Origin of the sequence: Nocardioides sp. (assembly GCF_004803405.1) — a bacterium.
GTDB lineage: Bacteria > Actinomycetota > Actinomycetes > Propionibacteriales > Nocardioidaceae > Nocardioides > Nocardioides vastitatis.
Genome location: NZ_SSXI01000145.1, coordinates 1 through 12,336, shown reverse-complemented (window position 1 = coordinate 12,336; position 12,336 = coordinate 1). Strand labels below are relative to the sequence as shown.

The 12,336-nt window shown below is 70.2% G+C and carries 12 protein-coding genes; 8 read left to right on the top strand and 4 right to left on the bottom strand.

The window, feature by feature from the left end; genetic code table 11:
- Positions 1-17 precede the first annotated feature (17 nt).
- On the top strand, positions 18-890 hold the full coding sequence (locus E7Z54_RS10675) for a 3-methyladenine DNA glycosylase (protein ID WP_136433538.1): 873 nt from the start codon (positions 18-20) through the stop codon (positions 888-890).
- A 52-nt stretch (positions 891-942) separates the two neighbouring features.
- On the opposite strand, the gene E7Z54_RS10670 is transcribed toward E7Z54_RS10675, so the two are convergent.
- Positions 943-1,848: a TIR domain-containing protein gene (locus E7Z54_RS10670; RefSeq protein ID WP_136433536.1), complete on the bottom strand. Its 906-nt coding sequence runs from the start codon at positions 1,846-1,848 to the stop codon at positions 943-945.
- Positions 1,849-2,328: 480 nt separating this feature from the next.
- Between E7Z54_RS10670 and E7Z54_RS24190 the strand changes: the two genes are divergently transcribed.
- Positions 2,329-2,451: a hypothetical protein gene (locus E7Z54_RS24190; RefSeq protein WP_276606218.1), complete on the top strand. Its 123-nt coding sequence runs from the start codon at positions 2,329-2,331 to the stop codon at positions 2,449-2,451.
- A gap of 30 nt (positions 2,452-2,481) precedes the next feature.
- On the opposite strand, the gene E7Z54_RS10665 is transcribed toward E7Z54_RS24190, so the two are convergent.
- The 3 genes from E7Z54_RS10665 to E7Z54_RS10655 form a co-directional block, all read right to left on the bottom strand.
- Positions 2,482-3,858, bottom strand: coding sequence for a helix-turn-helix transcriptional regulator (locus tag E7Z54_RS10665; protein ID WP_136433534.1), 1,377 nt, complete (start codon positions 3,856-3,858; stop codon positions 2,482-2,484).
- Positions 3,859-3,935: 77 nt separating this feature from the next.
- Complete coding sequence (zwf, locus tag E7Z54_RS10660) at positions 3,936-5,384, bottom strand: glucose-6-phosphate dehydrogenase (RefSeq protein WP_136433533.1); 1,449 nt, start codon at positions 5,382-5,384, stop codon at positions 3,936-3,938.
- Positions 5,385-5,459: 75 nt separating this feature from the next.
- Complete coding sequence (locus E7Z54_RS10655; protein ID WP_240769619.1) at positions 5,460-6,020, bottom strand: TetR family transcriptional regulator; 561 nt, start codon at positions 6,018-6,020, stop codon at positions 5,460-5,462.
- An 85-nt stretch (positions 6,021-6,105) separates the two neighbouring features.
- Here E7Z54_RS10655 and E7Z54_RS10650 point away from each other — a divergent pair, with 85 nt between their 5' ends.
- From E7Z54_RS10650 to E7Z54_RS10625, 6 genes are all read left to right on the top strand, one after another.
- Entirely contained in the window at positions 6,106-6,717 is a 612-nt protein-coding gene (locus E7Z54_RS10650; RefSeq protein WP_136433532.1) for a biotin transporter BioY, read from the top strand.
- Positions 6,714-7,415, top strand: coding sequence for an energy-coupling factor ABC transporter ATP-binding protein (locus tag E7Z54_RS10645; protein WP_136433531.1), 702 nt, complete (start codon positions 6,714-6,716; stop codon positions 7,413-7,415). Before E7Z54_RS10650 ends, E7Z54_RS10645 begins: the two co-directional genes overlap by 4 nt.
- 10 nt (positions 7,416-7,425) lie before the next feature.
- Positions 7,426-8,037 carry an energy-coupling factor transporter transmembrane component T family protein gene (locus E7Z54_RS10640; protein WP_136433530.1) on the top strand — a complete coding sequence of 204 codons (612 nt, stop codon included), beginning with the start codon at positions 7,426-7,428 and terminating at the stop codon, positions 8,035-8,037.
- 1,093 nt (positions 8,038-9,130) lie between these two features.
- Complete coding sequence (gene bioB, locus E7Z54_RS10635) at positions 9,131-10,189, top strand: biotin synthase BioB (RefSeq protein WP_136433529.1); 1,059 nt, start codon at positions 9,131-9,133, stop codon at positions 10,187-10,189.
- A 7-nt stretch (positions 10,190-10,196) separates the two neighbouring features.
- A complete protein-coding gene (bioA, locus tag E7Z54_RS10630) occupies positions 10,197-11,483 on the top strand; it encodes an adenosylmethionine--8-amino-7-oxononanoate transaminase (RefSeq protein ID WP_136433528.1) in 1,287 nt (428 codons plus the stop codon).
- The coding region (locus E7Z54_RS10625) for an aminotransferase class I/II-fold pyridoxal phosphate-dependent enzyme (RefSeq protein ID WP_136433527.1) at positions 11,480-12,336 on the top strand (857 nt) is incomplete at its 3' end. The genes bioA and E7Z54_RS10625, both read left to right, overlap by 4 nt.

The window sequence follows — 12,336 nt, the reverse complement described above, 5'->3', positions numbered from 1 at the left end:
ACCTAGCATCGTGGCCCGTGGAGGCGGTGACGACGGTGCTGGCAGCGGACGAGTGGTGCGTCCGGGCCGGCGCCCACGCCGCGCGGATCGACCGCTACGTCGCGCCGCACCTGGCCCGCCGCGAGAGCGGCGCCAAGCACCCGGTCTTCGACTTCCTCTTCACCTACTACTCCTACCGGCCCGCCCAGCTGCGCCGCTGGCATCCCGGGTACGGCGTCGCGCTGGCCGAGGCTCCCGAGCTGGCCGAGCACAAGGGATACGTCGGCGACCCCACTCGGGTCTCCCCGGACTTCGTGAGGTCCCAGCGCCCCCTGATCGAGTCCCGCCACCGGCTCCTGACCGCGACGGCCGGCCGCGCCGCCCACTTCGGCTGCTTCGGTCTCCACGAGTGGGCGATGGTCTACCGCCTCTCCGAGGACCAGACCCGCCACGCGGACTGGCCGCTGCGACTCGGGCCGCAGGGCACCGACGAGGTCGTCGAGGGCCACCGGGTCGCCTGCTCGCACTTCGACGCCTACCGCTTCTTCACCCCACCTGCCCGCCCGCTCAACACTCTCTCCCCCGCCCGCGACGACCGGGCCGCGTTCGAGCAGCCGGCCTGCCTCCACGCCGGGATGGATCTCTACAAGCACGCGTTCCGGCTCTCGCCGATGATCTCCTCCGACCTCGTCGCGGAGTGCTTCGAGCTCGCCTGGGACATCCGCGCGCTCGACATGCGTGCTGCGCCGTACGACCTGGCGGATCTCGGCTTCGAGCCGGTCCGGATCGAGACACCCGAGGGCAAGGCGGAGTACGTCGCCCACCAGCGTGCCTTCGCTGAGCGCGGCGCGCCGCTGCGGCAGAGGCTGATCGAGGCGTGCGAACGGCTCCTCGACATCAGTGCTCCGTAGGGCTTTGTCGGCCAGGTCGAGGCTCGCGCACGGGGCTGGCCCTCCGAACTGATCAGGAACTGGCGATCGAACGCCACTCCTCCAGCTTCGACGCGATCAGCTCGGCGCGCCCCCGTTGGTCGCCACCATCCAAGACTGCGAGATCCTCGGGCTCGGCCCGCAGGTAGATCCCGGACGTGCGCTCCCTGATCGTCGGATCGGCCTCCGCACGGGTGGTCCAGTACCCGACGGCCCGATCGACGGACTCGAGCCGGATCTCGCCAGTCCCCTCAAGCAGGGGCGCGTCGGGATCGCGGGGTCGTTCGCCGTTCCAGTAGTAGAAGATCCCGGACGGATCCGTCATCTCCTTCGATGCCTCGCTGCGGTAGCGCGCCGACAGCGTGCCGTCCTCCTGCCAGGCCCGGCCGCTCACCTCCAACCCGCCATGACGATTCCGGGAGATACGGAGCAGGCTCACGGCCGAGGGTTCCCGCTCGGTCCGAAGGGTCAGCGAATGCTGCCACCAGAGCCCCTCGATGCGTGCGAGTCTGCCTTCCTTGACGATCGCACCGCGGAGCTTCTGGTTGATCGCCTTCACCTGGGCTGGGGTCGCTTCCGCGTACCGCACGCAGGTCAGTCCGAGCAGGTCGCTGGGCAGCTTGGCGCCGTCGGCATGGAGGATGAACGTCCGTCGCATGCCCAGCACGCCACCGAACAGGCCCGCCTCGAACACCACGTTGTCGCGAGGGGACGCCTGACCCGGCACATCGCCATGGGAGGTCCAGTCGTCCTGTGCGAAGACGAACGCGGCGAAGTCGACCTCGCGAGTGACCTCGACGAGCCGCTCCAACGTGGAGGTGCCGGGACTGAAGGTGGTGGTCCAGGGCTCGACGTCGGCCACCTGCTCGAGCCCGCGAGTCAGCGACTCCAGCAACCTCGCCTGCTGACCTGACGACCCCAGGAAGATGCGTGGCTTCATCGTCGTCTCCTCCCGAACGGGCCTTGGACGTTCGGCCGTGGCAGGCATCCTAATCGCGGGCCCGCAGCAGCGCGTTGCGAGCGATAGCGGTCCTGAGGTGACCTAGGCTCCGAGCAGTCCGTATCGAGAAGTCGGCGTCGATCGCCCGTCAGCGCTGTCGCAGAGCGCGGCGGATCGTTGCGGTGTCGGTCAGGCCTACTGCTTCGGCACATTCAGGGCGAGAGGGGGTTGTCCGAAGTGATCAAGAGCCGTCCGACACCGCAAGACCCCCCGTCCCGAGATCGGGAGGTCTTGACCCGCAGGGTGGGGACCTGCGCTTTGCGTTTTGCGGATATCCGGGGATGACGGCCGCTAGCGCTTCTTCTCGGGACGAGTCAGGGACATTGACTCGTCCTATTTGCCTGAATAATACCCATTGAGTCACATTCCGTGGGGTTTTTGCGAATACTTCTAGTCAGAGACCGACCAGAGGAGAAAACCATGCTCAACATCAAGAGGATCGTCGTCGCCATCGCCATCGCGCTCGTGGCCACCATGGGCAGCGTTGCCCCCGCTGAGGCAGGAGGCCCCCAGTCCACCAAAACGGGCGGCTGGTGCTGCTGATCCTCGATCAGACCTGATCGAGGTTCGAGGTCACGACGTGCGGACCGGCTCGTTCAGCCGTACGTCGACCAGGGTGCCCGTCCGGGCCCGTACTCCCGCGGACGCCGCCGCGTTGCGGTAGGCGTCTCGCGAGGCGTCGGCGAGCCCGACACCGTCGAGCAGGTCCGCCAGCTCGAACCACTGCTGGGCGGCCGAGCGATCTGCGCCCACCCCGGTCATCGCGAGCACTGCTTGCCGAAGGCACGACGCGGCACGAGTCACGTCGCCCTGCGCCATCAAGATCTGTGCGTTCAGGGAGAGCGCCTCGCCTCGCAGCAGCGGAGCCTGGTCGCTCATCGCAGCTTCCACCCGCTGGCTCAGCTCAGCGGCGGCCGCAAGGTCGCCGGAGATCAGGAACGCTCGCGCCCGGGCCAGGTCGTTGCGCGCAACGTCGACCGGGGACGCGCTCGACCACGCGAGATCCTCGGCGGCCCGGTCGAGGTTCCGCTGCGCCTCCGTCACTTCGGGCGGGTCCAGACTGAGCTGCATCGCTCCGAGTTGGCTGCGCAGGCGAGCGAGGTTCCGGGCGTCGCGCCCTTCGGCCAGCAGGGCCAGAGCACGCTCCGCGAGCGCCACTGCGTCGCCGACGGCGCCGCGGTCGGCCTCCATCATGCTGGCGTTCCAGTACGCCGAGGCGCGTGCCGTCGAGGACTCGAGCGCCTCTGCCTTGGCCATCGCGGCCCGGCACACCCGCACGGCGTGGCCGGAGTCCCCACGCTCGAAGTAGGCGGCGGCGACGGTCACCGCGAGCTGTACGGACTCGTCGGTGCGCTCGAGAGGGGTGCCGGCCAGGCGGCCGAGGATCCGTTCGCCGGCCTCGATGGCCCGGGTCAGGTCGCCTGACTCCCGATAGCAGCGACTGAGGGCGACGCCTGCCCGGACCTCGACCAGGGCGCTCCTGGTGAGCCCGATCAGCGCCTCCAGTTCGAGGATCGAGTCGTCCAGCCGGCCCAACGCCTCGAGCGCGCGGGCGTGCAGGAGGCGGGCGCGGTCGACCATGTCCTCCAGCGACGCCGCCTCGACACGGGCCAGCACCTCGGCGGAGCGGACCTCGGCCTCGATCGGCTGCCCGGACTCCAGCGACAGCTCGGCGAAGTCGAGCGCGAGACGGATCTCGTCGAGTTCGCGAGGAGCGGCTCCGACCAGCAGCTGCTCGACCGGCGTGCCGAGTCGGGAAGCGAGCTCCGCCAGCACCTTGCCGTTGGGGCGGCGATTGCCCGACTCGATGCGGGAGACGTACCCGACGGAGACGTCCCTGCCCGCGAGCTCGGTCTGGGTCAAGCCCTTCGCGACCCGTGCAGCACGCAGTCGCCGACCAAGCGTGGCTGGGTCGATCGACCGGAGCAGTTCGGCCTGCCGGGCATCCATGCACCGATTGTGACCGATGCGGGCAGATCTGGTCACAGAAGCGCTCAGAAAAGCCGCATTCTGCGGAAAATATTCGACTAGCCGCCCAGCGCGTTGGGGTTGCGCCACTGCCGCTCGAACGGCAGCCGCCACGCGTACGGCGCGATCAGCTGGTGGATCTGGTTGGGGCCCCAGCTGCCCTGGCGATAGGGCCGCACCACCGGCGGGCTGTCCAGCAGCGGTTCGGAGACCTCCCACAGCCGCTCGATGCCCTCAGCGGAGGTGAACAGGGTCTGGTCGCCACGGGCCGCGTCGTAGATCAACCGCTCGTAGGCCTCCAGCACCGAGCCGGCCCACGTGGTGTCGGTCATCGAGAACTGCATCGAGAGCTTGTCGAGCTTCATGCCCGGACCGGGGCGCTTCCCGTAGAACGACAGGGACATCTTCGCCTTGTCGGCCAGGTCGAAGGTGAGGTGGTCGGGACCGTGGTCGCCGACTCCGGACCGCTCCGGGAACATCGACCTCGGGGGTTCCTTGAACGCGATCGAGATGATCCGCGCTCCTTCGGCCATCCGCTTGCCGGTCCGGAGATAGAACGGGACCCCGGCCCACCGCCAGTTGTCGATGAAGCACTTGAGCGCGATGAAGGTCTCGGTCTCCGATTCGGGCGCGACGCCGTCGATGTTGCGGTAGCCCTGGTACTGACCGCGGACGACGTTGGCCGGCTCGATCGGCAGCATCGAGCGGAAGACCTTGTTCTTCTCCTCCCGAATCGCGTCGGGAGCCAGGGACGTGGGCGGCTCCATCGCTGTGAACGCGAGGACCTGGAACAGGTGGGTGACCACCATGTCCTTGTACGCGCCGGTCGACTCGTAGAAGTCTGCTCGTTGCTCGAGACCGAGCTCTTCGGGGATGTCGATCTGGATGTGGTCGATGTTGTTGCGGTGCCAGATCGGCTCGAACAGGCCGTTGGCGAACCGGAACGCGAGGATGTTCTGGGCCGCCTCCTTCCCGAGGAAGTGGTCGATCCGGTAGATCTGCGACTCGTCGAAGACCCGGTGCAGCTTGTGGTTGAGGTCCTTCGCGGTCGCCAGGTCGACGCCGAACGGCTTCTCCATGATGATCCGGCTGCCCTTGGCGAGGTCGGCCTCGTCGAGCGTCCTGACCACCGACAGCGCGGCCTTCGGCGGCACGCTCAGGTAGTGGAGTCGGATCTTGTCGCCATCCCGTTCGGCCTCGGCCTTCTCCACCGCCGCGCGCAGGCCGGCCGGACCCTCGGAGCCCGGCGCCCAGTGGAGCCGCTTGGAGAACTCGGGCCAGGCCTGCATGTCGCCGTCGTTGCCCGAGAACTCCTTGACCGCCTCGTGCGCGAACGACACGAAGGAGTCGGTGGTGTGCTCGTCGAGCGAGGTGCCGATGACCTGGAGGTCGCGGAGCAGTCCGCTCTCGAACAGGTGGAGGAGCCCGGGCAGCAACTTCCGGCGGGAGAGATCGCCTGTGGCGCCGAACAGAACGACGGTCACCGGCTTCTGGGTTACCTGGGCCATGTCCTCCACAGTGCCTCCTCCGTGTTTCGTCCACGATAACCAGCGGCGAAGGCTCGGCTGCGGCGCCCTGGAGGGTCAGTCCCCGAGGCGCTGGCGCAGCCCGTCGAGCACCAGGCTCAGGCCGAGATGGAAGTCGCCGCCCTCGGCTGACGCGGACGCGTCCCCGCGCGCCTGTCGCTGCAGCTGCTCGTCGGCCACGTGGCCGAACACGAAGTGCACGAGGGTACGGGCGCCGATCCGGGCCAGATGCTCGTCGGCTCCGGCGCGCGCCAGGGCGTCGTACATCCTCCCGAGGGGCTCCTGCGCCCCGATGCCGAGCGCGTGCACGAGCGCGACGAGCGCGGCGCCGTCACGGCACGCCAGCATGGCGTCCCGCAGCTCGACGCAGGCCAGCCGCAGTTCCGCCTCCCAGGTGACGACCTCGGTCGCGCGGCGGCCGCGCGCGAGCAGCTCGTCCGCGACAGCCGCGAGCAGGGCGTCCTTGTTGGCGAAGTGGTGGTAGAGCGCACTGGGCTGGACGCCGAGGTCGGCGGCGAGCTTGCGCATGGAGAGCGCGTCGAGGCCGTGCTCGTCGAGCACGGCGATCGCCCGGTCGACCACATCGGCCCGCCTGTACCGCACCTGCACTCCGCTCACTTTGACCTCTGTCTCTCAGCGACCCTAACCTGAACACCGTTCACCAAGCGCCAGGCCCGGCGTCCATCCCTTGTGAGAGTGACCCATGAATCGTCGTACCCCCACGACCGACGTCGCACTGATCGCCGGCTTCGCCGCCCTCATCGCCGTCTGCGCCATCCTGCCGGACATCAAGACCGGCATCGGCGTCCCCTACTCGCTCCAGACGTTCGGCGTGCTGCTCGCGGGAGCCGTGCTCGGCCCGGTCCGCGGGTTCCTGACCGTCGTCCTCTACCTCGTGGCCGGGCTGGTACTGCCCATCTACTCCGGCGGCGCGTCCGGTGCGTCCCACTACAGCGGCGTGACCGCGGGCTACCTGGTCGCCTTCCCGCTCGCGGCGGCGCTGTGCGGCTACCTGGTCTACCGCAACCGGGATCGCGCCACGCAGTTCACGCTGGTGTTCACGGCGGGCCTGCTCAGCAGCTTCCTCTTCATCCACACCCTGGGGCCGCTGAACCTCGCGTGGCGCGCGGACCTGAGCCTCAAGGACGCGTTCATCTTCGACACCGCCTACTTCCCCGGCGACATCGCGAAGAACGTCGTGATGGCGCTGGTGGCGACCGCTGTGCACCGCGCGTTCCCGGACCTGGCGGGGCGGCGCTCGCGTGGCGACGCCGCGGTCGAGCGCGCGGAGGAGCCCGCCGCGGACTCCGCGTGAGCCGGATCGAGCTCGACCAGGTCGTCGTCCGGGCCGACACCCCCGGCGGCCCGGTGCCCGAGGTCACCGTCCTGCAGGAGACGACCCTGGACCTGACGGAGCAGCGGATCGCCCTGATCGGGCCCAACGGCTCCGGGAAGTCCACGCTCGCGAGACTGGTGAACGGGCTGGTCGAGCCGACCGCGGGTCGCGTCGTCGTCGACGGCCTCGACGTGAGCAGGAAGGGCCGAGAGGTACGACGCCGCGTGGGCTTCGTCTTCACCGACCCGACCGCGCAACTGGTGATGCCGACGGTCGCCGAGGACGTCGGACTCTCGCTGCGACACCACGTGAAGGACCGGCACGATCGGGCGGCCGCGGCGCTCGCCGTACTCGAGTCCTACGGCCTGTCCGAGCTGGCGGACCGCAGTGTGCACACACTGTCCGGCGGCCAGCGACAGCTGCTGGCGCTGGCGGGCGTGCTGGCGACCGACCCCGCCATCCTGGTGGCCGACGAGCCGACCACGCTGCTCGACCTGCGCAACGCGCAGAAGATCGGGGACCTGCTCTTCGGGCTGCCGCAGCAGCTCGTGCTCGCGACGCACGACCTCGACCTCGCCCTGCGGTGCGACCGAGCGATCCTGATCGACGAGGGCACGGTCGTGGCGGATGGCGCACCCGCCGGGGTGGTCGCCCACTACCGCGCCATGGTGGGTTGAGGTTGCTGCCATGGCTGTGAGCCCGGTCGGCGAGTACCAGCCAGGCACGACCGTGCTGCACCGACTCCCCGTCGGCACGAAGCTGCTCGGGCTGGTCGGACTGAGCATCGTCGCCGTGGCGTTCCGCGGCCCGTGGACCACCGGCGGACTGCTCGTGCTGGCCGTGGCGTTCTCCCTCGCGGCACGGGTGCGCCTGGCCCGGGCGGCGCGCGCGCTGCGTGGGGTGCTCGTCGCGATGAGCCTGCTGGCGGCATGGCAGGTGTGGCAGCGGGGCTGGGAGCACGCGTTCGTGGTCGTCGGCGCACTGGTGGCGCTGGTGCTGCTCGCAACCGTCTTCACGACGACCACCTCGGTGGAGCGGATGATCGACGCCGTCACCCGCTGGCTCAAGCCCCTCCGCCGGTTCGGCGTGCGGCCCGACCTCGTGGCGCTGGCGTTCTCGCTGATGATCCGCGGGATCCCGCTCACCCTCGAGATCGCCGCCGAGACCCGCGACGCCGCCCGCGCCCGCGGCCTCGAGCGGAACCCGCGGGCCTACCTGACTCCCCTGGTGATCCGGGTCGTCGCCCACGCGCGGGCCACCGGCGACGCCCTCCACGCCCGCGGCATCGGCGACGACTGATCCCGATGGAAGCGCCGCCCTCCGTTGGTGCGGTGTGAGGGAGCTTTGATGCTTTGCGCGTCCGACTGGTGGATCTGACGGTGTGCCGGCATCACCCCCGTGGCATAGTGACGCAGCCTGTCTAGACCTGTCTAGGCCATCTCGGTGCGGCGATTTCAGATGACCGACCGACTTGGAGGTACCGCTCATGTCGAAGGGACGTCACAGCGCTGGTTACGCTGCCGGCCGGCGTCGAACCATCACCGGCTTGCGCAGGACAGTGCCGGGCGCCCGGAAGGCGACGCCCGAGGCACCCAGAGCGTCGCCCGCGCGCGCTGGCGGGGGAACAGTGGCGGGGCGCCCCGTGGCAGACGGAGCCGGCCGTCAGGGCGTCCTGACCGCGCTCGGCCCGCGTGAGAAGGTCCTCGCCCTGCTGCCTTTGGCGATCCTGTCCGTGGCCTCGGCCGCCACACTGGCGTTCAGCGGCGACGACGGCCCCGTGCCGCCGGCGTCACCTGCCGGTTCGGGCTCACCCGCCGCTTCAGCTTCACCTGCCGCTTCTGGTTCGGCTGCCGCTTCACGCTCACCCGCCGTTTCACGTTCGGCCGCCGGTCGGGCCGAGGATGAGGCCGCCCCTCCCCACGTCGTGGAGCACGGGACTCTCCCGTCGGCGTGGCCCCCGGCCTCGAAGACCGCGTCACCGGACGTCGTGGGACGGATCCGAGGTTCCGACGCGGTCGACGAGGGCCGCGCGTCGACGGACGGTTCGTCGACGGAGCACCCGATCGAGCCCGCGACGGGATCCGCGACGGATTCGGCGACGGGATCCGCGACGAACTCGGCGACGGCGTCCGCGACGGAATCCGCCGATCCTCCGACCGAAGAGAAGTCCGAGCGCCCCAGTCCGACCGCGGGGCGGAGCAGCGCGTTGCATCGTGATCCGCTCACAAAGGCCGAGGCAGCCGCGCGTTGTCGGGAATCCGGCATCAGCACGCTCGACCTCGACGCCCTAGAGACCTGCATGGACGAGCTGCTCAGCTGACGTTCCGGACGTGTACCCTCCCTCCTGAACACCGTTCAGGTAACACGATGCGCGCCGTCCCAAGGAGCCTCCATGACGACCGAGTTCGACCAGATCGCGACCCGCATCCTCGCCGGCGGCCAGGCCACCGAGGCCGACGCACTGGCCGTGCTCCAGGCCCCCGACGCCGAGCTGATGCCGCTGGTCGCAGCGGCCGGGCGGCTGCGCCGGGAGCACTTCGGCAACACGGTGAAGGTCAACTATCTGGTCAACCTCAAGTCCGGCCTGTGCCCCGAGAACTGCAACTACTGCTCCCAAGCGCTCGGCTCGGACGCGCCGATCCTGAAGTACTCCTGGCTCTCCACGGACGAGACGCTCCAGCAGGCGGGTGCCGGCTTGCGCGGTGGTGCGACCCGAGTCTGCATGGTCTCCTCCGGCCGCGGGCCCTCGAACCGTGACATCGACAAGGTCGCGGAGATGACCGAGGCACTCAAGGAGGAGTACCCCGAGGTCGAGGTCTGCGCGTGCCTGGGCCTGCTCAAGGACGGCCAGGCCGAGCGGCTCAAGGCGGCCGGCGTGGACGCCTACAACCACAACATCAACACCGCCGAGTCCAATCACGACAACATCGTCCAGACCCACACCTACGGCGACCGCGTGGACACCATCGGCAAGGTCAAGGACGCCGGTCTCTCCCCCTGCTCGGGGCTGATCGCGGGCCTCGGCGAGACCGACGAGCAGCTGGTCGAGGCCCTGTTCGCGCTCAAGGAGCTCGACTCGGACTCGATCCCGGTGAACTTCCTGATGCCGTTCGACGGCACCCCGTTCGAGAACACCTGGGAGCTCTCACCGATCCGCTGCCTGAAGATCCTTGTGATGGCACGGTTCGTCTGCCCGGACCGGGAGATCCGGATCGCGGGCGGTCGTGAGATGCATTTGCGCTCACTGCAGGCGATCGCCCTGCAGGTCGCGAACTCGATCTTCCTCGGTGACTACCTCACCTCCGAGGGCCAGGACGCCAAGGCGGATATCGCGATGATCCGGGACAACGGGTTCGTCATCCTCGGCGCGGAGGACGAGTTCGCCGGCGACAGCGGCGAGCCGTCGATCCGCCGCCGCGGCGCGGGCACCGAGGTCCCGGCCAACGCGTGACCCAGGCATGACCGTCACCGCAGCCACCGACCTGCTCGCGTTCGACCGCGAGCACCTCTGGCATCCCTACGCCTCGATGACCGAGCCGGGGCCGGTGCGGCTCGTGACCGGCGCGGCGGGCGCCGTACTGACGCTCGGGGACGGTCGCGAGGTCGTGGACGGGATGTCGTCCTGGTGGGCCGCGATCCACGGCTACAACCACCCCGCGCTCACCGCAGCCCTCACCGAGCAGGCGTCCCGGATGAGCCACGTGATGTTCGGCGGCCTGACCCACGAGCCGGCCGTCGAGCTCGGCCGCCGGCTGGTCGAGATCACACCGCCGCCGCTCGAGCGCGTCTTCCTCGCCGACTCCGGGTCGGTGAGCGTGGAGGTCGCGCTCAAGATGGTGCTGCAGTACCAGCGCGGCGTCGGGCACCCCGAGCGAACCCGGATGCTCACGGTCCTCGGGGGCTACCACGGCGACACGTTCGACTGCATGTCCGTGACCGACCCCGTGGGCGGCATGCACTCGATGTGGCGCGAGCTCCTTCCCCAGCAGGTGTTCGGTCCCCAGCCGCCACCGCGCGACGCGTCCGAGGCGGCGATCGAGGCCTGGGCCCGGGAGCTCCGTCGGCTGGCGGCCGCGCACGCGCACGAGCTCGCCGGGGTGATCGTGGAGCCGCTCCTCCAGGGCGCGGGCGGCATGCACCCCTATCCCGAGGCGTGCCTGCGGGTCCTCCGCGAGGTCGCCGACGAGCACCGACTGGTGCTGGTCTTCGACGAGATCGCGACCGGGTTCGGTCGCACCGGTCACCTGTTCGTCAGCGAGCTCGTCTCCCCCGACATCCTCTGCGTGGGCAAGGCGCTCACCGGTGGTTACCTGTCGATGGCCGCCGTCCTGACCACGGATACCGTCGCCCGCGGCATCTCCGCGAGCGACTCCGGTGTGCTCATGCACGGGCCCACCTTCATGGGCAACCCGCTGGCCTGCGCGGTCGCGAGCGCGTCGATCGACCTCCTGCTGTCGCAGGACTGGCGGGGCGAGGTCCGTCGGATCGGCGCGCGCCTGGCCGCAGGGCTCGCTCCCCTGCGGGACCTCCCGGGCGTGACCGACGTCAGGACTCTCGGCGCGGTCGGCGTCGTACAGCTCGACCATGCGGTGGACGTCGTGGCGGCGACCGACGCCGCGGTGGAGGCGGGAGTGTGGCTGCGCCCGTTCCGCGACCTGGTCTACGCGATGCCGCCCTACGTCATCTCCGAGGACCAGCTCGACCTGCTGGTCGCCGGGATGCGGGCGGCGGTGGAGGTCGGATGACGCAGTGGAGCGACTGGCTGACGGCGCAGGCCGAGGCCCGGGACCGGGCCGGGCTCACCCGGCGACTGCGGTCGCGCCCGGTGGACGACCCGACCATCGACCTCGCCGGCAACGACTACCTCGGACTCGCGCGTGACCCGGCCGTCACGCGCGCTGCGGCCGACGCGGCGCTCGCCTGGGGGGCGGGCGCCGCGTCATCGCGGCTGGTGACGGGCACGCTGGACCTGCACGCGGAGCTGGAGTCGGAGCTCGCCGAGTACCTCGGGCAGCCGGCCGCGCTCGTGCTCTCGACCGGCTACCAGGCGAACCTCGCCGTGGTGACCGCGCTGGCCGACCGGACCACGCACGTGCTGTCGGATGCGCACATCCACGCCTCGCTCGTCGACGCCGTACGGCTCTCTCGGGCCCAGCTGACGGTGGTCCCCCACAGCGACATCGGCGCGGTGGTCACCGGGCTCGAGGCCGCGGCCGCCGCCGGAGAGCGGGCCATGGTCCTCGTGGAGTCGGTCTACTCCGTCCTCGGCGACGCGGCGCCGCTCCGCAAGCTGGCCTCCCTCTGCCTGGAGTACGACGCCCTGCTGATCGTCGACGAGGCGCACGGGCTGGGGGTGCACGGGCCGGGACTCGTCGCGTCGCTCGAGCTCGCCGGACTGCCCCATGTCGTGGTGACCGCGACGCTGTCGAAGTCGCTGGGTGCACAGGGCGGTGCGGTGCTCGGGTCGGTCGCGCTGCGGGAGCACCTGGTCAACCGGGCCCGCCCGTTCATCTTCGACACCGCGCTGGCGCCGGCCGCGACCGCCGGCGCGCTCGCGGCGCTGCGACAGCTCATCCGACGCCCGGAGCTGGCCGACGT

Coding starts and splice junctions, on each gene's coding strand:
- E7Z54_RS10640 (WP_136433530.1), top strand. CDS start 7,426: ATGGCTGTGAGCCCGGTCGGCGAGTACCAGCCAGGCACGACCGTGCTG.
- E7Z54_RS10670 (WP_136433536.1), bottom strand. CDS start 1,848: ATGAAGCCACGCATCTTCCTGGGGTCGTCAGGTCAGCAGGCGAGGTTG.
- E7Z54_RS10665 (WP_136433534.1), bottom strand. CDS start 3,858: ATGGATGCCCGGCAGGCCGAACTGCTCCGGTCGATCGACCCAGCCACG.
- bioB (WP_136433529.1), top strand. CDS start 9,131: ATGACGACCGAGTTCGACCAGATCGCGACCCGCATCCTCGCCGGCGGC.
- bioA (WP_136433528.1), top strand. CDS start 10,197: ATGACCGTCACCGCAGCCACCGACCTGCTCGCGTTCGACCGCGAGCAC.
- E7Z54_RS10650 (WP_136433532.1), top strand. CDS start 6,106: ATGAATCGTCGTACCCCCACGACCGACGTCGCACTGATCGCCGGCTTC.
- E7Z54_RS24190 (WP_276606218.1), top strand. CDS start 2,329: ATGCTCAACATCAAGAGGATCGTCGTCGCCATCGCCATCGCGCTCGTG.
- zwf (WP_136433533.1), bottom strand. CDS start 5,384: ATGGCCCAGGTAACCCAGAAGCCGGTGACCGTCGTTCTGTTCGGCGCC.